The sequence below is a fragment of the Wolbachia endosymbiont (group A) of Pipizella viduata genome (genome assembly GCF_964028555.1).
In the GTDB taxonomy this organism is placed as follows: Bacteria; Pseudomonadota; Alphaproteobacteria; order Rickettsiales; family Anaplasmataceae; genus Wolbachia.
In genome coordinates this window covers 382,929-406,694 of record NZ_OZ034787.1, presented here as the reverse complement: position 1 = coordinate 406,694, position 23,766 = coordinate 382,929, and the positions used below count along the sequence as shown (strand labels likewise).

Genomic DNA, 23,766 nt, shown 5'->3' with positions numbered 1-23,766 from the left:
ATATTTACTCTTCTTTTTTATTGTTTTTGGGTTTTTCTTGATCAACCATTTCTCCACCGATCTCTTTTATTTTTAGTATCAACGACTCTGGTACATACATGTCAATTACTTCTTCTGCTGTCACAAATAAAGCCTGATAAGAGTGTGAATTTATTATCCAATTAGGCAATATGTCTTCTGCTTTTATTTCAGAATGTTCCTCTTTTTTGCCATATTCTTTTTTGTCATATACTGTGTAGCAATATAAGTGCACAGCAAAAAATAATACATAAGAGAGCAATATTCCTTTAAGCACTCCGAGAAAGATTCCAGTAACTCTATCGATAAACCCCAACCTTATGGGTGATAATATGTACATTAGCCAGTTGTTTATTATCATGAATATAAGATTAAGTATAATAAATACAGAGATTGTAGAAAGTATGTTTAGTATAACTTTAGAATCAAAATATTTACTATAATTTGGAGTGAAAAAATCATAGTGATTAGCTGTCAGAAAAATTGATAAAAATAGAAACATTAGTGCGCATAGCTCTTTTATAAAACCTCTAGTTACCGAGATTATTACGCATAGAACAACAATGAAGATAATTAGGCTATCGAAAAGCATATTTTATATCTATATGGTTTTCAAGATATAATAGTTGTAAATAACAAGGTTGTAAAATTAATTGTATTTATGCTGCATCAATTGATCTAAATACCTAGCGATAATGTCAATTTCTAAATTCAGATAATCATTTATTTTGTTGTACTGAAAAGTTGTATTTTCCCATGTATAGGGAATTATATTTACTATAAATTCCTGATTAATAACTGAATTCACTGTGAGGGAAACCCCGTCTAGTGTAACGGAGCCTTTTTTTGCAACAAATTTAATTAATTCTTGTGGGCACGATAGTTTGATTTCATGAGAATCTAAATTTCGCTCAATTGTTAAAATTTTTACTATCCCATCAACATGACCCTGAACCAAGTGGCCATCGATTCTGTCGCTTAGCCGCATTGCTTGTTCTAGGTTTATTTTTTTTCCTATTCTCCACGTATTTAAGTTAGCAACCTTCATAGTTTCTTGAGACACTTGAACTGTGAATACATCGTTCAGTATGTTCACAACAGTTAAACATACACCAGAGCAAGCTATTGAATCTCCTTTGTTTATAGAGGGTAAATTTTGTGTTTTGATATGGAAAATTTGATCAGAGTTGGAGTGAGTGGTAGTATCAGTTATAGTCCCGATATCCGTGATAATTCCTTTAAACATATGGTGAAAATAGATAATTTTACCATGAAAAATTTTTTACAACAACTTACTTCTATTTTGTTATAGCTAAAGTAATTCTGGTTTACCAACGATTTAAAAAATGACAAATTCGTCATTCCGCTGCTTGTTAGTGGGATCTATGTGAGATACCGTGACGGTATGACGTAGGAAAACTGAGCCTGCACTAGCTATAGGCGCGAGAAAGGGGATCGTTTTCACTTACTTGCTTAACAGATTCTATAGAATATTCAGAATATATAAAGTAAGCTAAACTCAAAACACATAATGTAATCAATGTTGGTAACCCTATGTTCAATGCTAACCCAATATTTTCTCTTTTTTCTGGTGGCACTAATCCTTTTAACATTGACACTTTTCCTAATGGAAAATGCCATAAGCAAAGTGTTGATGCAGATGCTACTATTATAAATAGACAAAAATAAGCCTTTTTTGAGGAAAATACAGTTTTTAACGGTGATTTGAGTGTAATGTTAGTAGTTGGTAGAGTTTTAGCTTCATTTGTTGCTGGTGAAGGATCTTTATATTTATTTATTGGTAAAGGGTTTGTAGATTTATGAGGAGTATTTTCATGTTGCGTAGGAGGTTGTTGTATATAAACACCTGAAACTAATTTGAGCAATTGCTCTTTTTTTTTATATACTTGCTTATGTAAATACTCTTTTGGAAAAGAAGACTTGCCAGCTGGTTGTGGTATTTCTAATACTTCTGATATCTCACCTGACTCTAATATTTCATGTAATTGTTTATCTTGAAAATAAACAATATTGAATATTGAGTTAAAAACATTGCGAAATGTTTCTGGATCTTGATTTTTGTATCCATTCATCACTTCAATAAATATTTCATCGAGTTTTTTTCCCCTGCGCTCAATCTGGTTATCTAACATAGCTACTCTAGCATCATTTTGTGCTTGTTTTATGGCTAATTGTTTTTCTTTCTCTGATAGTTCTTTGGTCTGCTTTTTTGACTTCTTTTTTCTGTTAGCCTTAAAATACTCTGTGTGCGAAGTAGTTTGACCTACATTCTGTTCTGCTTCTTGAGGTATTGGATTTCCTATACTACTTGTCATCCAAGTAGCTGACACTGGGGTCCATTTTTCTTTTTTTTTCTGGATTCCAGCGTCAAGCGCTGGAATGACACCAAATGGTATATTGTTGCTCTGTATAGAAGGTTTTGGTGTTCTTAAAAGGGATAACCTTATTACATCATTAAAAAAATTGGATAAGGGAAGGAAGATTCTATATTTTGGTATATTAGCTTTTATTGCAGCAGTAACCACTGGAGCTTTACAATTTACTTTGCTTGCTACGTTAAAGCCAAACGAGCCTGTAAATGGTACAATTTGTCTATTTTGTGCGTTTTTTTGCTTAGTTTCACTCTGTTCTTGTCTGTCTTTATTTTCTGCTTCTTTTACTTGTAGTGTAACTTGACTCTGTTCCTCATTTTCAGTTTTTTCTGCATGTTTTAGCTTTTCATTTAAAAATGACCCTATTTGGTGCAAATTATCTAAGTTAATGTCTTTAACATTTGTTTGTAGTATGATTGTTATTCCTTGCAGAAGGATTTGAGGCGGAGCATTATTTACGAATTCTTTTACAGTTTTATAATTGTTAGTTTTACAGTAGTTATTATATAATTCACTGCTTTCTTTGGGCACTTTTATGTTGACTGTAAAATTTTTTTCCTGAAGAAGGCAGATTTTGAAAAAATCAATTAAAGATTTTATTCGAAATAATCTTATATTAAAGGTGTCTTTATCTGTTGCTGTTAGCTCAAATGAAAATTCTTGTATATTACTTTCAATACTTCTCGAGCGAATGGTACTGATCTTAATTATTTTGCTAGAAAATGCTTTACTTATGTTTTTGGATCTTTCCTTAAAGAACTTAGGTAAATCCTCTATTTTGTACTTATTATCAGTTTCAGTGTCACTGTTGTGCATGGTTGATACAGCAAATTCATCAACGCAAAGGTAAATAAAAAAAACTAATTGGTCAATAAATTAATAATCAAAATGGGACAGTTTTTAGATTGTTGATGCTATTCAAGATTTTACTATAATTAAAGTTTAAGCCAGCGTTTCTAAGATGAACAAAGAGTTACTGAATGAAATACCTTCACTTGAAGATAAAGCGGTCTCTGAAATTGAGAATGCTTCTTCTTTACAAGATTTAGAAAAAGTCAGGCTATCATATTTGGGAAAAAAGGGTGTAATTAAAGCTTATTTTGACAACTTAAAAGAGATAGAAGACGCAGGAAAAAAGCGCAATTTAGGCGAAGTTATCAACGTTTTACGTAATAAGCTAGATCAGCTTATAATGAATAAGGAAAATGCACTAAAAGCCGAAGAAGTTAACTTTAAATTGCAGAACGAGGCGGTTGATATCACGTTGCCCGTTAGACCAGAAAAAATGGGCAAGGTCCATCCACTCAGTAAGGTTCTAAATGAAGTAAAGCTTATTTTTGCACATATGGGTTTTAAAGCAGTTGATGGCCCTGACATTGAAGATGAATTTCATGTATTTGATGCACTGAATACTCCAAGTCACCACCCTGCGCGGGAGGAGAAAGATACCTTCTACTTAAAGAATAAAATAAACGACAAAAGAATGGTGCTGCGCACTCATACCTCATCTGTGGAGATCAGAACTATGGAAAAAGCGAAAACTTTTCCGATTAAAATCGTATCTCCTGGTAGAGTATACAGAAACGACTTTGATGCAACTCACACCCCTATGTTCCATCAAATAGAGGGGTTATATGTCAATGAGAATGTCAATATGGGCCAGTTAAAATTTACTATTCATCACTTCCTTAATAAGTTTTTTGGAGATAAAGGGCTGAAGATACGTTTTCGTAATAGTTTTTTCCCTTTTACCGAGCCTTCTGCAGAAGTGGACATAAGTTATAAAGGTAGTAAATGGATAGAAGTACTGGGATGCGGTATGACGCATCCAAATGTATTTCAAAATGTTGGAATAGATCACACTAAATACAGCGGTTTTGCGTTTGGCATTGGTATAGAAAGGCTTGCAATGCTAAAATATCAAATTAGCGACTTAAGGAGCTTTTATGACAACAAAATCAGCTGGCTTGATCATTACGGTTTTCATTTTTCATCTTTAAGATAAGTGATAAGTAAAACTCATACGTTCGTTATACTTGCTGCAGGGCATGGCAGGCGGATGAATTCAGATTTGCCTAAGGTCCTACACAAAATAGGCAGTTTTTCCATGCTCCAGCATGTCATTTACAATGCAAAACAGTTAAATCCTGAAAATATTGCTGTTGTAGTTGATCTGCCTTTAATTGAAAGACTAAAGTGCTTTAAGGATATACAGTTAATTACACAAGAATTAACACTTGGCACGGGAGATGCAGTCAAAACTGCGATGAGAAACCTGAAAGAATTGCCAGATTCGAGCATAATTATTGTGCAGTATGGAGATACCCCACTCATAAAAAGCAGCACAATAACTAAAATGGTTAGTTGCTTAGAAGGCAAGGCTCTAGTTTGCCTAGGTTTTAGGACAAGCAATAAAGAATACGGTAGGTTAATTATTGAGAATGGTTCCTTAAGAGAAATCGTAGAAGCAAAGAGTGATAAAAATAATCATGAAGAGTTTCTTGCAAATGCTGGAATAATGGTTGCATGTGCAAAGAATTTACGTGAATTGGTGGAGAAAATAGAGTGCAATAGCTCAACTCATGAATATTATTTGACCGATATAGTTTCCATTGCAGTGAAGAGTAATTTAAATGTCGGTTACGTTATTACCGGTGGAGAAGAGGCAACGGGAATAAATAACAGAAATGACCTTATAAAAGCTGAATTTTACTTTCAAGAAAACAAAAGAAAATTTTTTACCAACTCTGGAGTAACGCTTGTTGCTCCAGAGACTGTTTTCTTTTCTCTTGATACGCAAATTGCCAGAGATTCAGTTATTTACCCATATGTTTTTTTCGGTACTGGAGTGAAAATAGAGTCTGGTGCGAAAATACTGCCATTTTCGCATTTAAAAAACTGCTTAATTAAAAGTAATGCTGAGGTCGGTCCATTTACCAGAATACGCGGAAACACAACAATTGGTAATAAGGCAAAAATAGGAAATTTTGTGGAAGTGAAAACAAGTGAAGTTGGTCAAAACACTAGAATAAAACACTTAAGTTATATAGGAAATGCTAAAGTAGGGCAGAGGAGTAATATAGGAGCAGGTACTATTGTTTGTAATTATGATGGGAAAAAGAAACATAAAACGAACATAGGAAGCAATTGCTTTATTGGTGCCAATAGCTCGCTCATTGCACCGCTTAATGTTCATGATGACTCTGTAATTGCGGCAGGTAGTGTTATAGTGGAAGATGTACCAGAAAAAAGCCTTGCAATAGCAAGAGAAAAGCAGGTGATTAAGAGAATAAAGTAATTCGCTGTAATTATATTATTTTTAATGCTTATATTTGTATACATGCGTATATCAATATTTGGAGGGTAAAAATGAAAAAATTACTTACCTTAGTAGCTATATTGCCTGCTGTTTCTTTGTCAGTACCATGTTTTGGAGTTGATTGGGTTAGAGATAGGATCTATACTTCTTCGTCATACAGTTCTAGCAATTTTAGTCATAGTATCGGTTATCACTACACAAACAGCGTAAAAATTTCAGTTGAGCCTATGATTTCAGTTGCAAATATTTTTAAATACAGACTGCAAGGAGGAATTTTAGCAAATTTACGTTATCATTACGAGTTTACAAACACGGATATCACTCCGTATGTCAATGTTGGTATAGGCGCTGCTATCGATTTGAGTAAGTTAGAATTTGGTTTCTCATATAAAATAAGCTCTGGTCTGGACCTTCCGCTTTCTTCAAGGACAAGTGCTTTTGCTGGTTATAGTCTATTGAAAGCATTTGAAGATTATAATCATGGATTTGAGCTTGGAATAAATTATAACTTATAAAACCCCAGCTGAATAGCAACAGGTTGTACTTTTTTCAAATTGAAGCTGAATTTTTGCTAGATAATTAATAAGCCATATTATGGAGTTTTAATTAGAGACCTACCGCAAAAGCAAAGTGAGGGAGATTAAAAATGATCAAGTTTTGCTTCTGTTCAAAACAAGATTTTTTGAGAATTAATTATTGTCTGAGAAAAAGCAGATAACAAGGTGAAAAAAGATAGAAGTATTTAAGTAGCTCAGAAGGAGCATTAAGTCATGTTTTTTATTTATATTGACAGCATATATGACATCGTTTACGATTAAAGTTAATAACAATAATTTATATTTATCATGTTTGCAGTAATTGAGACTGGTGGAAAACAATATTTAGTAAAAGAAGGCAGTATAATAAAAGTAGAGAAGTTAGAAGTTGAAGAAAAAAAAGAGGTAGAAATCAATAAGGTGATTTGTATTTCAAATAATGGCTTATCTTATTCATCTAATGCTACTGTTAAAGCTGAAGTATTGGAGCAGTGTAGAGGAGAAAAAATTATAATCTTTAAGAAGAAAAGAAGAAAAAATTACCGTAGAAAGACTGGTCATAGGCAGTATATAACTGTTCTTCGTATCAATGAAATTAATCTTCAAAAGTAAGAGGTAAGATATGGCAACTAAAAAATCAGGTGGTAGTTCCTGTAATGGTAGAGATTCAGCAGGTCGTAGGTTAGGAATAAAGAAGAATGGGAAGGTTATTCCTGGTAACATAATTGTGCGCCAAAGAGGCACAAAATTCCATCCTGGGAAGAATGTTGGTATAGGTAAGGATCATACGATTTTTGCCAAAGTAGAAGGCTGGGTCAGCTTTAGAAGGTCAGCAAATAAAAAGACTTTTATTGATATCTTGCCTACAGATAATATGAAAGCTTCAGCTTGAATAAATCAGGGGTCTGTAGCTCAGGTGGTTAGAGCGCACGCCTGATAAGCGTGAGGTCGGAGGTTCAACTCTTCCCAGGCCCACCATTTAGTAATTACTAAATGTGTTTTTATAGCGGTTTTGGTATTGTATAAGCAGAAACCTAAAGCATGAGTTTATATAAAAATTTAGTAACCAGTGAGTCAGTGGCGGCTGGTCATCCAGATAAAGTAGCAGATCAAATTTCAGATGCAATACTTGATGAATACCTTTTCACTGATCCTTTTGCGCGAGCTGCAATAGAGACTTTAGTCACCAAAGATAACGTTATTATAGCTGGGGAAGTATTCGGACCTAACATCAAAAATAGCAGGATTGAAAGTATTGTACGGAATACAATAAAAGATATTGGTTATGAGCATGATGGTTTCCACTGGAGAAAAGTGAAGGTAAATATACTGCTGCATGAGCAATCAAATGACATTGCAATAGGGTTGGATCAAGGTGCTGGCGATCAGGGCATAATGTATGGCTATGCAACAACAGAGACAGAAAACCTTATGCCAGCACCCATTTTTTATGCACACTCGATTCTGAAAAATATCATGAGCGCAGTTAAAGAAGCAAAGCTTGGTCCGGATGCAAAATCACAAATCACTTTGGCATATGAGAATAACCTCCCGGTACGTGCTGAAAGTATCATTGTCTCAATACAGCACCCTGAGGATTTGGATCAATCAAAAGTAAAAGAAATAATTTATCCTTACATAGTTTCATCTTTACCTAAAGGGTGGGTATGTCCTGAGGAAAATCTCTTAGTCAATCCAACTGGTAGATTTGTTATTGGTGGACCGGTTAGTGATTGTGGATTAACCGGACGAAAAATTATGGTTGATACCTATGGAGGTTATATTCCACACGGTGGAGGGGCATTTTCCGGAAAAGATGCAACCAAAGTTGATAGATCTGCAGCTTATATGGCAAGATACCTTGCTAAAAATATTGTCTTTGCAGGTTTAGCTGAACGTTGTCTTGTGCAGCTTTCTTATGCAATTGGTGTATCAAAACCTACTTCATTCTATATTGATACATTTGGTACGAATGCGGTGGAGGAAAGAGTAATTAAAGAGTTTATCGAGAATAGTATAGATTTATCAACAAAAGGCATAATCAAGCATTTATCGCTTAATCGCCCTATATATAAACGTACAGCCTGTTATGGACATTTTGGTAAAGAGTCAGAAAATGACGGTGGATTTTCTTGGGAAAGCATGAACTTGTCTGCTGATCTTTGTAGAGAATTCAATATAGAAGGTAATAGTAAAATTTCTTTAGATTGCTAAAATTTTTGATTTACAGCCTCATATTTATATACTAGCTTATTGTTGAAGTATAATTGCTTTTTCATAATAATTATACTATATTAGTGATAATTATTATATTCAGTTTTTATTGTGAGGCTCATAAAATGTATAACGGAATAGAAGAAGAATTCTGTAGCATAGCTATAAAAGAATCATCTGATCTTATTGATAGAATAGAAGAACATCCTTTTTATGTTGAATTGATGAATGGCAAATTAAGTTATAAGAAGTTCAAGTTCTACGTTCAACAGACTTTTTTATGCTTAGTGGATTGCACTCGTGCTTTTTTAATTATTGCAGCTAGAGCTAATGATATTGAAACAATGGATAAATTAACCTTTATAGCTCGTAAAATATTCAGTATGCGAAGTCTATGTGAGGAGCAGTTTACAGAATGTAACTCATCCGATAATCACAAAAGATCGAAATCTAGTTCTGACTTTATTGATTTCTTCATGCGTGCTGCATACCATAATTCAGTAGCTGAAGGCTTAGCAGCTTCTTATCCATGTTTTGGTATGTGTCAGACCACCTTTCAACATACGGTAAAAGATAGCATTCCTTCAAGCAATAAGTATAAAAAATGGATTAATCTCTATAATACTAATATAGTGGATAACACAGCTGATGCTATAACTGAGATTGTGAATAAGCTGTATAGAGAATCTAGTAATAAGGAGAAGAAAAAGATGCTCGAGTTTTTTCGTAACGGATTAGAACTTGAGGTAATATTCTGGGATGAGATGTATTACTCTAATATATCTAGCAAAGAATATTAGCAGCGGATTATTTACGTTGACTTGATCTTTATCGGTAACTACAGTGTTCAGTGGCATAATTAGGAGCTGTTACGGGTCAAATCTTTTAAAGGATATAATTGAGCATCCTTTTAATGTTAAGTTGGCGAATAACAGCCTAAATATAGAGAACTTCAAATTCTATGCTCAACAAAAGACGTTGCTCTTAGGTGATTATATTCGTACCACCTTAATTACTGCATCCAGAATGGAAGATTATAGTAGTATTATCTCGCTTACTGAAGTAGCCCAAAGAGCAGTGACTGTTAATAGAGTGCTATATGACTACTACTTTACTATGTACAGTATAAGTCGTGGAAAGAAATCTCTTGAGTGTTTTAATTTCACTAATTTTCTTTTATCCATCTCGTATAGTAATACCTATGAGGCTATGACGGTTTTGTATTCTTGCATGTTTATATACAAGACTGTCGTTGATAGCATGAAAAATAGATTCAAAAAAAATAATAGATATAGGGATTGGTTTTATTTTTGTTACAGTGATTCAGTAAAGTCTGGATGCATTATTTTGGAAAATATTATTGATGGATATTGCAGCAGAGCAAGAGAAAATGAAAAGAGCAAAATGCTTGAGTTGTTTAGAATAACTGCACAATTTGTGTTAGATTTTTTGAACGGTGCATATAATTTTTCAAGATTCAATCAATTTCCTAAGGAACATTGACAATTTTAAGCTAATTTGTATCCTTAGTAAGTATTTTTTAAAATGCTATGAAAAGTAAAGAACATGATTTTCATTTAGTGGACCCAAGTCCTTGGCCAATTGCTATATCAGCAGCAATTCTTATTCTTGCACTTGGATTAGTTGGCGCGCTTCATAAACAAATTTTCGGAATGTTTTGTTTAGTTCTGGGAATCTCTGCAGTATCAGGGGTGCTGTTCTATTGGTGGAGAGATGTAATAAGGGAGGCCATTTATGACAAATGTCACACTGCCATTGTAAAACATGGACTCAAATTTGCAATGTACTTATTTATTCTCTCGGAGGTCATGTTTTTTATAGTGTTCTTTTGTTCATTCTTTAAAGCCTGGCTTGATCCAGTTTTTTTATTTGAGGCGTTTTCTCCTGCAAAAAAAGTTGAATGGCCCCCTGAGGGGATTTTGCCGCCTGATCCATGGTCATTACCATTCATGAATACATTAATATTATTGCTTTCTGGTACAACAATTACTTGGGCAAATCACTCTTTACTTGAAAATGATAAAAAGAGCATGATTAAAATGCTGTCCATAACTATATTGCTTGGGTTTTTTTTTATAATAGTGCAAGCAATAGAGTATCATGAAGCGAGTTTTTCTCTACAAGAAACAGGAGAAAAGCTTATTTATACATCCAATTTTTATATGATTACCGGTTTTCACTGCGCACACGTTATAATAGGAATAATATTTTTATCAGTGTGTTTATTTAGAGCACGGAAAGGCCAGTTTACACCTCAGGACCATTTGTGCTTTGAGTTTGCCTCCTGGTATTGGCACTTTGTAGATGTAGTCTGGATGTTTTTATTTTTGTTTGTCTATTGGTTAAGCGTTTATTAAGTGGTTAAAATAATAGGTCTAGATCCAGGGATAAGCAAGACTGGTTGGGCCATTATCAGCCTGAATGAGAAAAATAATATTGAATTTTTGGGCGGCGATACCATATCAACTGATGGTAAATTGGGTACAGGTGAACGCTTACATATAATTTTTGAACAATTAAAGAAAGTAATATTTCAATATTCTCCGAATGAAGCTGCAGTAGAAAAAATTTTTGTTAATAAAAATCCTAAATCTTCACTAACTTTAGGATATGCAAGAGGGGTTGTAATTTTAGCGTTAAAAATAACAAAGCTAACTATGAATGAATATGATGCAAACTATGTAAAAAAAAGCATTACCGGAAATGGCCATGCTGATAAGGATCAGATTATATTTATGGTGAAGCAAATAGTTAAAAATTTGAGTATAAAATGTCACCATGCTGCTGATGCTCTTGCTGTAGCAATTTGTCATGCTTATACGAAAGGTTCTTGTTTTGTTGAGTAACTTTTATATGAGATTCAGTTTGAAGATTTCCAGATCTGAAAAAACTATTTGATTGTATTTATCTTGTCTAACGTTCGTTGCAAAATAATACATGCGGAGATTTTATCATCTATTTTTTTCGATTTTGTGATTGATATTCCAGTGATTTTTAGTGTATAAGCTGCGATAGATGTTGAGAAGCTTTCGTCTTGTAAGTATATATGTACTTTATATTTTTTTATTATTTTATTTGCGAATTGGATTATGGTTTTACACCATTTAGTTTCTTGCTCGTCCATTTTTAATGGTAGTCCTATTACCATTGATCCAGCTTCATTTTCTTTGAATATTCTATGCAGATAACCTAAATCTTTGCTCATATTTTTCCTATAATATACACTATGAGCTGTGGCTATAAGCTGTGTTTTATCGCTAAATGCTATGCCTATTTGCTTTTCTCCCATGTCAAGGCACATTATGCGCTTATCTTTTGGAATAGACTTTAGAAACTCATCTGGATTTCTATGTAGCATCTATTAGACTTCCTTTAAAGTGACCTTACCCAGAAAAAGTAGAGAGAAAGTCAAGAAAATTTTTTACAAAAAGAATAATGAATCAAATTGCTCAGGAATGCAATAATTAATAGCAGAATGTCTACGCTGTTTAATACACAGCTTCTAATTAAAACTCAACTGTATATTCTCTTCTTTTTGTCATTACTACTCCCTTTGAAAAAACATTTTTATTATAAAAAAACGCCTTTTCTTTCTCTTCACTCTTTCTGGGTAAGGTCATATTCTAATTACTATAGGTTAAAAAGTTAAGACAAAAAATAAAAATGTGGGTTTTGTTTTGACTTTTTGTGTTAATTTTGCAGAATATTAAGATTATCATTTAAATAAAATACATGACGAAAGAGGATTGGGAAGCGGTAATTGGGCTTGAGGTGCACGCTCAAGTTTCTTCTAATACGAAGCTATTTTCTAGCTCATCAACGGAGTTTGGTGCTGAGCATAACACTCAAGTTTCTCTAGTTGATGCGGCAATGCCAGGTACGCTGCCAATACTAAATTATTACTGCATAGAGCAAGCAATACGCACCGGTCTTGTACTTTCTGCAGAAATTAATAAGTGTTCTTACTTTGATCGGAAAAATTATTTTTATCCTGATTTACCGCAAGGTTACCAGATAACCCAGTTTTTTGAGCCAATAGTTAAAAATGGTAGAGTATTTATCAACGACAATGAAAAGGAAATAAGAATTGCGAGAATTCATTTAGAGCAAGACGCAGGAAAGAGCGTTCATAAGGAAAGCAAAACTTATGTGGATTTAAATCGTGCAGGGGTTGCTTTAATGGAAATTGTTTCAGAACCAGATCTCCGTTCATCTGCGGAAGCTGCAGAATGCATGAAAAAATTGAGGCAGATTTTGCTTTACATTGGTTCATGTGATGGTGATATGGAAAAGGGATCACTTCGTTGTGATGCAAATGTTTCTGTCCGCCTAAAAGGCAGTAGCACATTTGGCACTCGTTGTGAGATAAAAAATCTGAACTCGATACGTTATATTGTGCAAGCTATAGACTATGAAATACAAAGACAAATTGAAATTTTAGAAGGTGGGGAAGAAATAAGTCAAGATACCTTATTGTTTGACGTTGCTTCGGGAAAAACAAAAGTGATGCGAAACAAAGAAGATGCAAGCGACTATAGATACTTCCCTGAGCCTGATTTATTACCTGTTGAGGTAAGCCAGGAGAAAATTGATTTAATTCAATCATCTTTGCCTGAGTTGCCAGAGCAGAAAAAGCAGCGATACATTGAAAAATTAGGTATCAACGAATACGATGCAAATGTCATTACTTCCGATAAGGCGATTGCTGATTACTTTGAGGAATTGATAAAAAAACATGATTCAAAGCTCGCGGTCACCTGGTTAACTGTAGAGCTTTTCGGTCGTTTAAATAAAGCAAATATTGATATTGTGAGCTCCCCAATCAAAGCAAATGCTTTGTCAGAACTCTTAGATTTTATCGTTGATGGAACGATCTCTGCTAAACTTGGTAAACAAGTTTTTGATATTATGTTTGAAACTGGCAAACCTGCATCTCTAATTATAGAAGAGCAAGACCTAAAGCAAATAACTGATAAAGGTCAAATAGCAGAAGTTATCGACAAAATCATCAATAACAACCAAGATAAAGTTCAAGAATACAAAAGCGGTAAAACAAGATTATACGGATTCTTTGTCGGCGAAGTCATGAAACTTACCAAGGGAAAAGCCAGCCCCGATGTCGTGAATTCAATTTTGAGTGAAAGATTAAGTAATTAGTCACATTTTTTTATTTACATAACAGCACATCTCGTAGATATTCCAAGGTCTTTGTTACGATATCTGTATATCATGACATATAACTTTTTTACCATTTATGGGTACTATTTATAAAATTATGTGAGGTTGAGGATGCCTAAGGGATCGTCCTGCTCGGCGGTTAAATGCACCTTTCATGGTATTATGTATCAAGTGAGATGGCTGATGCTGTTTCCTAAATGTGCGGTAGATAGAGAGTATTCTTTCCGCCTATTCACGGAAAAAAAATCGGCTAGGGGTTTCGATGATACCGTTCTTCGTTATGAACAAGACAGAAAAATAGTACATAGATTTATACAAATCAAGCACAGAAAGGATAAGAACAAAAAGATCAGCATAGGTGAATTATTAGCGCTGGGAAAGGATGATGCATTTAGCTTAAAAAAATATCTAGTTGCTTATTTAAAGATCAAAGACAATGGGGAGTTTGAGAGTGAAATAGAAGATTTTGTCATTGTTACAAACGCTGATTTTGATTCCACAGATTCGATACTTTATCCAGTAAGAAAGCTGAGAATGATGTTGAGTGGAAAGAATAAAGGAAAGGAAATTTCAGTTATAAGGGTAGATACACAAGACGAGTTTCTGGATGTAGGTAATGGTGTAAGGTATAAATTTGATAATAGTATTATCTCATACTTGCAGGAAAATAAGGATTTCATAAAGCGTGAGGTAGGTAGAGAAGTCAGCGATAAAGAAATAGAAGACTTTTTAAATAAATTAGTGTTTGCAGTCAATTTTCCAAGCGGAACTGAACTTAGTGAAATTATTAGGAGTGAGTTGGGCAAAGAATTCAGCAATACCGATGCAAAGCACTTTTTCAGCCGTTACCAGGAAGAAGTGTTGACTTTGCTGGAAAAAGAAGGAGAGGAGTTTCTATCATACAAACAAGCAAAAGCTATTCTTGAAAGAATAAGAGAGGAAGTCTTAAAAACACCTATTTGTTATAATGTGATAGACCCAATAGATAATTTCATTGGGAGAGGTAATGAATTAAATGCTGTACATTGTGGACTTCAAAAAAGTGCGAGGCAGATAGTTGTTATTAGAGGTCCAAGTGGGGTAGGTAAAACTGAACTTGTAAAAAAATATGCTCACGACCATAAAGAATGTTACGGTGGCAATGTTATATTTATAAATGCTAGGGACTATAAAAGTGTAAAAGAGTCTTTCTTGGATCTAGCTAAAGATAAAAGACTAGGGATTTCTGTTACAGATGAGCGTGGAAGGACAAAGGCGATAAAAAATATTGTTGAAGAGATATATACTTTTTTTGCAGGAAGAAGGAACCTGTTTATTTTTGATAATGCTAGAGGATATAAAGATGGGTGTGATATTGCTCCATTGCATTTAGCTGCTGGAAATGGGAAATTGGACATAGTAAAATACCTGATCAATAAAGGTGCTAGTATTGATTCTAGGGACTGTTTTTACCAAACGCCATTATACTGGGCTGCTAAGAGTGGAGAGTTAGACATGGTAAAATATCTTGTAAATAAAGGCGCTAGTGTTGATATTGAAGATAGTTATGGCTGGACTGCGTTATACTGGGCTGTTGAGAATGAAAATTTTTATATAGCAGAATACCTTATAAAAGAAAAAGGTATTGATGTTAGTGCTAGGTACAGCAATGGCAAAACTATGTTACATGAGGCTATTAGGTTTGCGAAACTGGATGCGGTGAGGTACCTAATTGGTAAAGGAATTGATATTGATATCAAAGACGGATATGGCAGTACTCCATTGCATTGGGCTGCTATCAGAGGAAAGATTGATATGGTAAGATATTTTATAGAGCAAGGTGCTGACGTTAATACTAAAGATAATGATGATCTAACGTCGTTACACTGGGCAGTTTTATACGCGAACTTGAAGGTAGTAAGATGTCTTGTTGAAGATGGTAGTGATGTTGATGCTAAAGACAAACGTGGCTGGACACCATTGCACTTGATTGCCAAGAATAACCGTCTATTATGGGGGGATGATTTGAATGAAATGTTGGGAACAACAGAATACTTCATTCAAAAAGGTGCTGATGTTAACGCTAAGGATAAAGACGGCAACACACCACTACACCTCGCTGCTATGAAGGGAAAGATTGATGTAGTTAAGATACTACTAAAGCATAACGCAGACGTTAACACTAAAAATAATGAAGGAAGAACAGCATTGTATTATGCAGCTAATAATAATCACCAAGAACTTGTAGAATTGCTTTTAGCTCATGGTGTATCCCGTGACTATTGAAATTTTGCATTTAATTTATAGCTCAGCCTCTGTCAGGCCATAGGATGACAGAAGTGGGCTTTAATAGCTGTAGTACTATAGCTGTTATACTCCAAAAGTAAGTATTAGATATAACAAATAGAAGAAATTAGATAGAATGATTAAAGGGGCAAGGATATAAAGGTTTAACTTGAAATAACCTGATAAAATTTGAATCACACTCCCAAGCGCTGGCACCCATGAAAGTAATAAAGTTGCAAAAATTAGCAAATTTTTTGTAACTTTTGGCATTGTATATTCGTTTTCTAATTTGTGGTATGATTTTCGTATAGAGATTGTTATTCTACCTAAGTACCAATTAACTATTCCACCAAGGCTTGATCCTAGTACTCCAAAAAATAACATAAGTAGTAGATTGTGATGTGATCTAAAGTACAGCATAGCTTCAAACATAAAGCCTTGGTGTATAGGCAAGATTAACGATGATAATAGGCTATCTTTAAACAGCAGAAAGTAATCTTCCATATAAGTTTACCAAGTTGTTGTACCATCTTCATTGTCAGAAATTGTAACCCCCATTTGTTTCAACTGATCCCTTATTTTGTCTGCAGTATCGTAATTTTTATTTTTTTTTGCAATTTTTCTTAAGTCTATCAACCTTTCTATTTCTTGATGATTTACATCCACAGCAAACCACTCTTGATAACTTGACTCAAGAAGACCAATAAATCTGGCACTCTTAACAAAACTCTCAGTTAATTTAAGCTTTTCACTTTCATTACTCATTTTGTTGATTTTTGCAGCCATTTCATGCAGTATAGCTAGAGCTTCAGGAATGTTTAAGTTGTTTTTTAAAGCGTCTATAAAATCTTTAGAAATCTCTGCGTTACTTTCATCAATATTCGTTGTATCTAAGCCACGTAATAACCGATAAAATTTATTTAAGGTTTCCTGTGCATCAGAAATAACGTTTTCTGTCCAATCAAGTGGTTTTCTGTAGTGAGTTTTGAGCAGTGCATAGCGTATTACTTCACCCTTTATTCCACTATCTAGCAAATCTCTTACTTTGACTATATTAAATAAGGACTTGCTCATTTTTTCTTCATTTACTGTAAGAAAGCCGTTATGTATCCAGTATTTTGCAAACATTGATCCAGCAAATGCAGACTTACTCTGTGCAATTTCATTTTCATGGTGAGGAAATTGTAAATCTATGCCGCCACCATGAATATCAAAATCTTTGCCAAGATAAGCATATGACATTGCTGAGCATTCTATATGCCATCCAGGCCTGCCCTCTCCCCATGGGCTATCCCAATAACTTGAAAGTTTGTAGTCAATATCACTTGCAGGCTTCCACAGTACAAAATCTCCAGGGTGCTTTTTATTTTCATTAACTTCAACTCTGCTACCTGGAACCAATTCATCAGTTTTTTTTCCTGATAAAGCACCATATTCATGGTAAGATTCTATATTAAAATACACGTGTTTGTCAGATTCGTAAGCGTGGCCTGATTGCAGTAAATGTTCAATTAATTCTATAATATAATCTACGTTTTCCGTTGCTTTTGGTTCGTGTGTTGGCTCTTTACAATTTATGCTTTCCATATCATCATGAAAAGCTTTAATGTAATATGTGGTTATACTTTCTATGTTGCTATTTTTCTCACTTGCTGCATTGATTATCTTATCATCAATGTCGGTTATGTTACGCACATAGGTAACTTTGCCATAACAAAACTTAAGTAGCTGAAATAACACATCATACACAACAACAGACCGTGCATTGCCTATATGTGCTGTGTCATATACTGTTGGTCCGCAAACATACATTTTCACATGATCTTTATCGATTGGTGTAAAAAGTTCCTTTTTTTTTGTTAAGGTGTTGTAAAGCCTAACCATATACGAAGCTTTTGAGAAAAGAAAATGCCCCAATGATAAGTTGTGGCCCTTTGACTACTACAACAAGAGTAAGCAATAGTCCGCACAATGATATTAAAACTCCCAATATGGATAGAAACCCATCTTTACTCATAATACCAAGTGAAATGAGAGTCGTACCAATTGCAGGAATAAAGTTGGTAAGAGGTAATGGAAGAGCTATTGATAATGCACAAAGCAACATTACAAAAGCTAAAATTTTTTCGCCAGGCCCATAGAAAATAAAAGACATTCTTGGCTTCATGAATTTTTCTATTTTTCTTAATGCTGGAGAAGTTTTTTCCACCACAAGAGCTAGTGTTGAACGCTGAAAAGATCTTCTTTCTAGCCAACTGGGCATCCAAGGAGAATCAAATCCAAATAGAAGCTGCAGTGAGAATAAGATTAAAGGTATAGAAAGAATAGTTGTATAACCAGGTGGAACCGGTATAGGCACCGATAGTGGCAAGGAGAAGATGATTATTAAAATACCAAAACCGCGCTCATGCAAAGCTGTTTTAATATTGAACAAAGTTACTTTATCGCTATCATTGTTATTGGTATCTGCAACCTCTTTTAGAATATCAGAAGCTAGTTTATCACTTTTAGTCAACTTATCATTTTGTGACACGAAAAACCCTTGATAAAAGTAATTCTTAACACAATTATTGTTTTATTTCAATATGCATTATTCATTTCGCGCTAGTACTTCATTCTTTTGTTAAAGTATTGTAAAGCTTTTAAGAAGAGAAAGTGCTCCGGTTATAAGTTGTGGTCCTTTGACTATTACAACAAGAGTAAGCAACAACGCACACAATGACACTAAAACTCCCAATATGGATAGAAACCCGTCTTTACTCATAATACCAAGTGAAATAAGAGTTGTGCCAATTGCAGGAAGGAAGTGAGTAAAAGGTAATGGAAGAGCTATTATTATTGCACAAAGCAACATCATAAAAGCCAGAATCTTCTCACCAGGCCCATAGAAAATGAAAGATAGTCTTGGCTTCATGAATTTTTCTATTTTTTCTAATACAGGGGAAGTTTTCTCTACCACAAGAGCTAGTGTTGAACGCTGAAAAGATTTTCTTTCTAGCCAACTGGGCATCCAAGGAGAATCAAATCCAAATAGAAGCTGCAGTGAGAATAAGATTAAAGGTATAGAAAGAATAGTTGTATAACCAGGTGGAACCGGTATAGGCACCGATAGCGGCAAGGAGAAGATGATTATTAAAATACCAAAACCGCGCTCATGCAAAGCTGTTTTAATGTCAAACAAAGTTACTTTATCGCTATCATTGTTATTGGTATCTGCAACCTCTTTTAGAATATCAGAAGCTAGTTTTTTATCTTTAGTTAGTTTCTCACTTTTTTGCACAATTATCCTTTAATCAAACTATTCCTTTTAAACTAACGTAATTATTGCTGTATTTCAATATACATTTATTATTGTTAATTGTTAGAGTTAAAGTACAATCGTAATTTTGTCATTATACTTGCAGTTGGTGCAAATGAAGTTGTTTGTTACAGCATCAATGCAATACAGTTTTCCCTTGCGTGTTTTTTGGGTTACACGCAAGGGTTAAACTACCTATAAAAAAAAGTTATAGTATATCATTAGTATCTGACTGTGAATAATGACTTTCATCACTTAATGGATCAGAATACAATGAACTCTGTGATAATTCGATAGATCCACTTTCTTCTTCTGTGCCCCATATCCATGATATAAAACTTCTAAAAATAGATGCAATAGATGAAAATACACCAGGTTCACTCGTTTGTGTAGATTGACTTTCTTCTGTGTTATCATCTAGCTTAGCGGTTTCTTTTTGCACTTCTCTTTTTTCTCTATAGAGTTCTTTGTTATTATATAGTGTATCTCCTTCTGTTTCCTCTTCCTCCACTATATTTGTTTTTTTATCATCTTCATTGCTTTCTCTAAGCTCTAATGCCTTGTTATGAGCTGGATTTTCATATTCTTCAGTTTTATATTCTTTTGTCTGTCCACTATCTATATCTTTTTTATTTTCTTCTTCTACTTGATTCCCGATTAAATTTCCAACTAATTCAGGGTCTAATGAATTCTTCATATTTGTTAATAGCTCATTTTGGAACACATGGCCCAGCTCATGACCTAAAACAAAGTCCATACCGGCAAATTTGTATACTACTATCGCTTTACCATCAGTTACACCATAAGCATTATCTGCGTCAATGCCAGCTAATTCATTATATTTCTGGTAATCATTCTTGTTGTTAAAAACATTAACTTCTAAATTTAAAGTTGTTTCAGGTTTGTTTACATCAAACAATTTTTTAAAATTTTCATAAGCAACATGAATGTCCTTTTGAATTTGGAATTTCTCTTGTGATGACATGTCATCATACCTTATATTATATTTTATACCTTCATCTTGGAATGAAAATACTTTTGGTAATACTTCCTCTATAGTTTCTGGTGCTTTGTCAAAGATCTTTGACTCTGAAGGCTTATATATCTTATTAAAGAATTTTGGTATACATTGTTCTCTAATGTTATATATATGATTCCCATCCATATCACGAACTTCATAATTGTATACAGGATTTGAGTTATTTTTGATTAATTGAAACTTTTGTCCATTAGTGTTAATACCTATTTTACCATTATAATCTTCAGAATAGCTTTTGTATTGTTGATTGTTATTTTTACTCATTTTCGTACCTCACTATTTAAATAAATTTACTCTTGCATTATCAGTATAGTATGTATAAAAATTTATTAATAATAATGATTATATTTTTAAATTTTCACTACAAGACTTGTTCGTATGCTATATAAAGTGACCGCGAAAATTTCTATAAAGCATTTTAACAATATTAGAAAAATTATGAATTCAGAGGAAGGTGAAGCAGACGCAACAGCTTAAGCGGAAAGATTGAAAAATAATTGATGCTTTAAGTGAGTAACACGCACCTTAGTGCGTGTCACGAAGTATGAGGACGCTAACGATCTGGTTCATTAGACGATAATTTTTCTGAGTCCTTAAGCTCCTGTTTAAGGTTTTTGATGCCTTTTCCTAAATCACCCATAACTTGCGGTAATCTGCCTGCACCAAACAGAACTAAAATTATTATTAAGACTAGAAACAATTGCCATGGTCCTAAACTCATTTTCACCTCCATTTAAAATATTGACCTTTAAATATTAAAACTTGACTGAAGTCAAGTAACACATAGATTATATCACCTTTATTTAATTATAAATCAAGGTTTTTTAATTATTTTATAACAATTCCAAATTAGATTGTTTTCTTGCAGCGAATAAGTGGAAACTTTTCGCTTAACTATAGAGTAGAGGAGAGCTCACTAAAAAACTTTGCTAGCGTATCATCTTTAGACCTATGGTATATATCGCTAGAAACTCCTGATTGAATAATTTTACCATTTTTCATTACGTAGATAAAATCTGCAACTTTCAATGCTTCTTGCGGGTCATGAGTTACCATTAGCACAGGGATATTTTTACTTCTAAAAAGGGACAATATATGTTGTCTTATTCGGCACTTGAGCAGTATATCCAAATTAGAAAATGGTTCATCTAACAACACAACATCAGGGTTTTGTGCCATCACTCTTGCTATTGCAACTAATTGTTGCTGTCCTCCAGATAAGGCGTTAGGGTACATATTTTCATATTTTTCTATATTGAGTAACTTCAAGATTTCCAATGCAATTAGGTGCTTTTCTCTCTTGGAAGAGCTGCGGATAGCAAAGGTTATATTTTCTACTACTGTTTTGTGAGGAAATAATGCAGAATGCTGAAAAATCAATCCGATATTTCTATGCTCTATAGCGACTGATGCCTTATTGCTTGCAACTAACCTATCATTTATAAAAATAGTTCCAGATTTTGGATTTTCTATCCCTGCAATTAATTTCAAAATTGTTGACTTGCCACAGCCAGAATGCCCCAATAAACATGCAACACTTCCTTTTTTTACTTTAATGTTTATATTGCTTAAAGCAAAGTCGTCTTGATTGTTATAGAAATAACCAATGTTGTTAACTAGCATTAATCTTACTTAAACCATGTTATTAAATATAATAGCATTATACTCAAGAAGTACAGAAATGTTTCTTGTCGTCATAAATTGGTTATGCAAGAAATCTAGAAAAGAGAAGGATTTTTTGCTATAACTTTACATAAATGGTAGGAAACACGGGACTATAGCTCAGCAGGATAGAGCGTTGGACTCCTAATCCGAAGGTCGTGTGTTCGAATCGCACTAGTCCCACCACATTGCTTCACAAATTTCATGGAGATTTTTTTTCACAAATACACACACCTATTCCAGTGTCAAGCACTGGAATGACAAGTTCTTGGCAACCCCTACGTCATACCGCCGCGGTATCTCTTAGCATAGATCCCGCTAACAAGCAGCGGGATGACGAGGTTATCGTCATGCCACCGCGAACCGTCATACCGCCACGAACCGTCATACCGCGATTCATTCGCGGTATCTCTTAGCCGCTAACACGTAGCGGGATACTTGACCTTTACAGGGATGACGGTTGTCGTTTAGTTATAAATATTTAAGAAATTTACCAAATAAAAAAAAGGCAAAAGAAGCCCCGAGTAGCGAGTTTTGACTCTATATTACTGTAAGTGGCGCTGTAATAATGTGCTAACGCTTAAAATAAGCGCGATTTGGCTGAATGTAGAAAAAATAAAAAAGACATGCAGCCGCTATAATTTTATGTAATCCGCCAAAAAATACCCTAAGTTTTTTACCGAATTTTGTCATTGAGCCTGCAGGTCAAAAACAAGTTTTGAGTCATAAATACCCTTATTGTCATAATAAGGGGGCTGGCGGAGTTTGTCAAGGAAGTTTTTCGTTTCTACTGAATGACAATTGTGGCTTGGGAGGTAGTGCAAGAAGTCTACTGATGGCTTTCAAAGCAGTTGAGCTTAATTATTAGAGTAGTAATGTTTATTTTTATATTGACTATTGAGGTTTATTATTTTATAACTAAAAACTTAGTTATTTTAATGAGCTTGAGTTTATAACATATGCCTACGATAAATCAATTAATACGTAAGGGTAGATTAGGATTGACCCATAAGAAAAAGGTACCAGCTTTGGGAGAAAGCAACCCTCAAAGGAGGGGTGTTTGCACTAAGGTGTATACTACAACTCCTAGGAAGCCTAACTCAGCACTCCGTAAAGTAGCCAGAGTAAAAATTAGTGGGTATGGTGAAGTGACAGCTTATATACCTGGTGAAGGTCATAATTTACAAGAGCATTCTGTTGTTTTGATACGTGGTGGGCGGGTTAAAGATTTGCCAGGTGTGCGTTATCACATAATAAGAGGTGCCCTTGATCTGCGTGGCGTGCAAAATCGAAAGAAAGCTCGTTCAAAATATGGTGTAAAGAAATCTGGTTAAAATTTATGGCTCGTCGGAATAAAGCAAAAAAAAGAGAAATAAGTCCTGATTCGCGTTATGGCAGTGTTTTGCTGATGCGTTTCATTAATACAATCATGAAATGTGGTAAAAAATCTACTGCAGAAAAGATTATCTATGACGCTTTGTCTTTAGCTGAAAAGAAAATAGGCGAAGGTGGGTTATCAATTTTTGAAACAGCGGTAGGAAATGTTACTCCTTCTATAGAAGTGCGTTCTCGACGCATTGGTGGTGCAACTTATCAAGTGCCTGTTGAAGTTCGACAAGATAGAGCGATTTCTTTAGCGTTAAGGTGGATTGCTAAAGCAACTTCTGCTGCTCGAAAAAAGAGTGGAAAAACCACTGTTGATTGTTTGCAATCTGAAATACTGGATGCTTATAATAAACGCGGTGGTGCGTTTAAGATGTGCGAAGAAAAATATAAAATGGCTGAGGCTAATAAGGCATTTTCTCATCTTCGTTTTTAATGTT

General features: G+C 34.2%; 26 protein-coding genes and 2 tRNA genes. 17 read left to right on the top strand and 11 right to left on the bottom strand.

Features of this window, described 5'->3' with window-relative positions; all coding sequences use genetic code 11:
• Positions 1-4 precede the first annotated feature (4 nt).
• From ABWU50_RS01895 to ABWU50_RS01885, 3 genes are all read right to left on the bottom strand, one after another.
• Positions 5-610, bottom strand: a complete 606-nt coding sequence (locus ABWU50_RS01895) for a CvpA family protein (protein ID WP_253307316.1) — start codon at positions 608-610, stop codon at positions 5-7.
• 57 nt (positions 611-667) lie between these two features.
• Positions 668-1,264 (bottom strand): riboflavin synthase, encoded by a 597-nt coding sequence (locus ABWU50_RS01890; RefSeq protein ID WP_264731374.1) that lies wholly within the window; start codon positions 1,262-1,264, stop codon positions 668-670.
• Between the two features lie 184 nt (positions 1,265-1,448).
• Positions 1,449-3,227: a hypothetical protein gene (locus tag ABWU50_RS01885; RefSeq protein WP_353276105.1), complete on the bottom strand. Its 1,779-nt coding sequence runs from the start codon at positions 3,225-3,227 to the stop codon at positions 1,449-1,451.
• Between the two features lie 145 nt (positions 3,228-3,372).
• Between ABWU50_RS01885 and pheS the strand changes: the two genes are divergently transcribed.
• The 11 genes from pheS (at position 3,373) to ruvC (ending at position 11,347) form a co-directional block, all read left to right on the top strand.
• A complete protein-coding gene (gene pheS, locus ABWU50_RS01880; RefSeq protein WP_353276104.1) occupies positions 3,373-4,416 on the top strand; it encodes a phenylalanine--tRNA ligase subunit alpha in 1,044 nt (347 codons plus the stop codon).
• Positions 4,417-5,709 carry a bifunctional UDP-N-acetylglucosamine diphosphorylase/glucosamine-1-phosphate N-acetyltransferase GlmU gene (gene glmU / locus ABWU50_RS01875; RefSeq protein WP_253307320.1) on the top strand — a complete coding sequence of 431 codons (1,293 nt, stop codon included), beginning with the start codon at positions 4,417-4,419 and terminating at the stop codon, positions 5,707-5,709.
• A gap of 71 nt (positions 5,710-5,780) precedes the next feature.
• Positions 5,781-6,245, top strand: a complete 465-nt coding sequence (locus tag ABWU50_RS01870) for a hypothetical protein (protein ID WP_353276103.1) — start codon at positions 5,781-5,783, stop codon at positions 6,243-6,245.
• Between the two features lie 330 nt (positions 6,246-6,575).
• Entirely contained in the window at positions 6,576-6,878 is a 303-nt protein-coding gene (rplU, locus tag ABWU50_RS01865; protein ID WP_096617066.1) for a 50S ribosomal protein L21, read from the top strand.
• Positions 6,879-6,888: 10 nt separating this feature from the next.
• Complete coding sequence (gene rpmA / locus ABWU50_RS01860; protein WP_096617064.1) at positions 6,889-7,158, top strand: 50S ribosomal protein L27; 270 nt, start codon at positions 6,889-6,891, stop codon at positions 7,156-7,158.
• A 9-nt stretch (positions 7,159-7,167) separates the two neighbouring features.
• Positions 7,168-7,244: transfer RNA gene (locus tag ABWU50_RS01855), tRNA-Ile, on the top strand.
• A 63-nt stretch (positions 7,245-7,307) separates the two neighbouring features.
• On the top strand, positions 7,308-8,480 hold the full coding sequence (gene metK, locus ABWU50_RS01850) for a methionine adenosyltransferase (protein WP_353276102.1): 1,173 nt from the start codon (positions 7,308-7,310) through the stop codon (positions 8,478-8,480).
• Positions 8,481-8,605: 125 nt separating this feature from the next.
• Positions 8,606-9,280, top strand: a complete 675-nt coding sequence (locus tag ABWU50_RS01845) for a TenA family protein (RefSeq protein WP_353276101.1) — start codon at positions 8,606-8,608, stop codon at positions 9,278-9,280.
• A gap of 43 nt (positions 9,281-9,323) precedes the next feature.
• Positions 9,324-9,983, top strand: a complete 660-nt coding sequence (locus ABWU50_RS01840) for a TenA family protein (RefSeq protein WP_353276100.1) — start codon at positions 9,324-9,326, stop codon at positions 9,981-9,983.
• Positions 9,984-10,030: 47 nt separating this feature from the next.
• Positions 10,031-10,858 carry a cytochrome c oxidase subunit 3 gene (locus ABWU50_RS01835; protein ID WP_353276099.1) on the top strand — a complete coding sequence of 276 codons (828 nt, stop codon included), beginning with the start codon at positions 10,031-10,033 and terminating at the stop codon, positions 10,856-10,858.
• Positions 10,859-11,347 carry a crossover junction endodeoxyribonuclease RuvC gene (ruvC, locus tag ABWU50_RS01830; protein WP_353276098.1) on the top strand — a complete coding sequence of 163 codons (489 nt, stop codon included), beginning with the start codon at positions 10,859-10,861 and terminating at the stop codon, positions 11,345-11,347. It abuts the gene before it with no gap.
• A 44-nt stretch (positions 11,348-11,391) separates the two neighbouring features.
• Here the strand turns inward: ruvC and ruvX are convergent, their stop codons facing one another.
• A complete protein-coding gene (ruvX, locus tag ABWU50_RS01825) occupies positions 11,392-11,859 on the bottom strand; it encodes a Holliday junction resolvase RuvX (RefSeq protein ID WP_353276097.1) in 468 nt (155 codons plus the stop codon).
• 374 nt (positions 11,860-12,233) lie between these two features.
• On the opposite strand from ruvX, the gene gatB reads away from it, so the two are divergent.
• Both gatB and ABWU50_RS01815 read left to right on the top strand, forming a co-directional pair.
• Positions 12,234-13,658, top strand: a complete 1,425-nt coding sequence (gatB, locus tag ABWU50_RS01820; RefSeq protein ID WP_353276096.1) for an Asp-tRNA(Asn)/Glu-tRNA(Gln) amidotransferase subunit GatB — start codon at positions 12,234-12,236, stop codon at positions 13,656-13,658.
• Between the two features lie 132 nt (positions 13,659-13,790).
• Positions 13,791-15,944: an ankyrin repeat domain-containing protein gene (locus tag ABWU50_RS01815; RefSeq protein WP_353276095.1), complete on the top strand. Its 2,154-nt coding sequence runs from the start codon at positions 13,791-13,793 to the stop codon at positions 15,942-15,944.
• Positions 15,945-16,028: 84 nt separating this feature from the next.
• Here ABWU50_RS01815 and ABWU50_RS01810 read toward each other — a convergent pair whose 3' ends face one another.
• The 4 genes from ABWU50_RS01810 to ABWU50_RS01795 form a co-directional block, all read right to left on the bottom strand.
• The gene (locus ABWU50_RS01810) at positions 16,029-16,448 is read right to left on the bottom strand and encodes a hypothetical protein (protein WP_096560637.1); all 420 of its coding nucleotides are present in this window, start codon (positions 16,446-16,448) and stop codon (positions 16,029-16,031) included.
• Between the two features lie 6 nt (positions 16,449-16,454).
• A complete protein-coding gene (gene cysS, locus ABWU50_RS01805) occupies positions 16,455-17,828 on the bottom strand; it encodes a cysteine--tRNA ligase (protein WP_353276094.1) in 1,374 nt (457 codons plus the stop codon).
• Positions 17,821-18,477 carry an exopolysaccharide biosynthesis protein gene (locus ABWU50_RS01800; RefSeq protein WP_353276093.1) on the bottom strand — a complete coding sequence of 219 codons (657 nt, stop codon included), beginning with the start codon at positions 18,475-18,477 and terminating at the stop codon, positions 17,821-17,823. Before ABWU50_RS01800 ends, cysS begins: the two co-directional genes overlap by 8 nt.
• Positions 18,478-18,567: 90 nt before the next feature.
• The gene (locus tag ABWU50_RS01795) at positions 18,568-19,224 is read right to left on the bottom strand and encodes an exopolysaccharide biosynthesis protein (protein WP_353276092.1); all 657 of its coding nucleotides are present in this window, start codon (positions 19,222-19,224) and stop codon (positions 18,568-18,570) included.
• A 78-nt stretch (positions 19,225-19,302) separates the two neighbouring features.
• Here ABWU50_RS01795 and ABWU50_RS01790 point away from each other — a divergent pair, with 78 nt between their 5' ends.
• Positions 19,303-19,443 carry a hypothetical protein gene (locus ABWU50_RS01790; protein WP_353276090.1) on the top strand — a complete coding sequence of 47 codons (141 nt, stop codon included), beginning with the start codon at positions 19,303-19,305 and terminating at the stop codon, positions 19,441-19,443.
• Positions 19,444-19,450: 7 nt separating this feature from the next.
• Here the strand turns inward: ABWU50_RS01790 and ABWU50_RS01785 are convergent, their stop codons facing one another.
• From ABWU50_RS01785 to ABWU50_RS01775, 3 genes are all read right to left on the bottom strand, one after another.
• Complete coding sequence (locus ABWU50_RS01785) at positions 19,451-20,545, bottom strand: hypothetical protein (RefSeq protein ID WP_353276089.1); 1,095 nt, start codon at positions 20,543-20,545, stop codon at positions 19,451-19,453.
• A 289-nt stretch (positions 20,546-20,834) separates the two neighbouring features.
• Positions 20,835-21,002, bottom strand: a complete 168-nt coding sequence (locus ABWU50_RS01780) for a twin-arginine translocase TatA/TatE family subunit (protein ID WP_006013840.1) — start codon at positions 21,000-21,002, stop codon at positions 20,835-20,837.
• 173 nt (positions 21,003-21,175) lie between these two features.
• On the bottom strand, positions 21,176-21,904 hold the full coding sequence (locus tag ABWU50_RS01775) for an ABC transporter ATP-binding protein (protein WP_353276088.1): 729 nt from the start codon (positions 21,902-21,904) through the stop codon (positions 21,176-21,178).
• Positions 21,905-22,052: 148 nt separating this feature from the next.
• On the opposite strand from ABWU50_RS01775, the gene ABWU50_RS01770 reads away from it, so the two are divergent.
• From ABWU50_RS01770 to rpsG, 3 genes are all read left to right on the top strand, one after another.
• Positions 22,053-22,129, top strand: a tRNA-Arg gene (locus tag ABWU50_RS01770).
• 773 nt (positions 22,130-22,902) lie between these two features.
• Positions 22,903-23,277 (top strand): 30S ribosomal protein S12, encoded by a 375-nt coding sequence (rpsL, locus tag ABWU50_RS01765; RefSeq protein WP_006279787.1) that lies wholly within the window; start codon positions 22,903-22,905, stop codon positions 23,275-23,277.
• A 5-nt stretch (positions 23,278-23,282) separates the two neighbouring features.
• A complete protein-coding gene (gene rpsG, locus ABWU50_RS01760) occupies positions 23,283-23,762 on the top strand; it encodes a 30S ribosomal protein S7 (RefSeq protein WP_253307294.1) in 480 nt (159 codons plus the stop codon).
• Positions 23,763-23,766 lie beyond the last annotated feature (4 nt).

Bases quoted from the DNA above. Each gene is read 5' to 3' on its own strand.
- rplU (WP_096617066.1), top strand. From the start codon at position 6,576: ATGTTTGCAGTAATTGAGACTGGTGGAAAACAATATTTAGTAAAAGAA.
- pheS (WP_353276104.1), top strand. From the start codon at position 3,373: ATGAACAAAGAGTTACTGAATGAAATACCTTCACTTGAAGATAAAGCG.
- rpsG (WP_253307294.1), top strand. From the start codon at position 23,283: ATGGCTCGTCGGAATAAAGCAAAAAAAAGAGAAATAAGTCCTGATTCG.
- cysS (WP_353276094.1), bottom strand. From the start codon at position 17,828: ATGGTTAGGCTTTACAACACCTTAACAAAAAAAAAGGAACTTTTTACA.
- gatB (WP_353276096.1), top strand. From the start codon at position 12,234: ATGACGAAAGAGGATTGGGAAGCGGTAATTGGGCTTGAGGTGCACGCT.
- ABWU50_RS01845 (WP_353276101.1), top strand. From the start codon at position 8,606: ATGTATAACGGAATAGAAGAAGAATTCTGTAGCATAGCTATAAAAGAA.
- ABWU50_RS01780 (WP_006013840.1), bottom strand. From the start codon at position 21,002: ATGAGTTTAGGACCATGGCAATTGTTTCTAGTCTTAATAATAATTTTA.
- ABWU50_RS01885 (WP_353276105.1), bottom strand. From the start codon at position 3,227: ATGCACAACAGTGACACTGAAACTGATAATAAGTACAAAATAGAGGAT.
- ABWU50_RS01890 (WP_264731374.1), bottom strand. From the start codon at position 1,264: ATGTTTAAAGGAATTATCACGGATATCGGGACTATAACTGATACTACC.
- ruvX (WP_353276097.1), bottom strand. From the start codon at position 11,859: ATGCTACATAGAAATCCAGATGAGTTTCTAAAGTCTATTCCAAAAGAT.
- ABWU50_RS01815 (WP_353276095.1), top strand. From the start codon at position 13,791: ATGCCTAAGGGATCGTCCTGCTCGGCGGTTAAATGCACCTTTCATGGT.
- rpsL (WP_006279787.1), top strand. From the start codon at position 22,903: ATGCCTACGATAAATCAATTAATACGTAAGGGTAGATTAGGATTGACC.
- ABWU50_RS01870 (WP_353276103.1), top strand. From the start codon at position 5,781: ATGAAAAAATTACTTACCTTAGTAGCTATATTGCCTGCTGTTTCTTTG.
- ABWU50_RS01895 (WP_253307316.1), bottom strand. From the start codon at position 610: ATGCTTTTCGATAGCCTAATTATCTTCATTGTTGTTCTATGCGTAATA.
- ABWU50_RS01835 (WP_353276099.1), top strand. From the start codon at position 10,031: ATGAAAAGTAAAGAACATGATTTTCATTTAGTGGACCCAAGTCCTTGG.
- ABWU50_RS01775 (WP_353276088.1), bottom strand. From the start codon at position 21,904: ATGCTAGTTAACAACATTGGTTATTTCTATAACAATCAAGACGACTTT.
- ABWU50_RS01785 (WP_353276089.1), bottom strand. From the start codon at position 20,545: ATGAGTAAAAATAACAATCAACAATACAAAAGCTATTCTGAAGATTAT.
- metK (WP_353276102.1), top strand. From the start codon at position 7,308: ATGAGTTTATATAAAAATTTAGTAACCAGTGAGTCAGTGGCGGCTGGT.
- rpmA (WP_096617064.1), top strand. From the start codon at position 6,889: ATGGCAACTAAAAAATCAGGTGGTAGTTCCTGTAATGGTAGAGATTCA.
- ABWU50_RS01810 (WP_096560637.1), bottom strand. From the start codon at position 16,448: ATGGAAGATTACTTTCTGCTGTTTAAAGATAGCCTATTATCATCGTTA.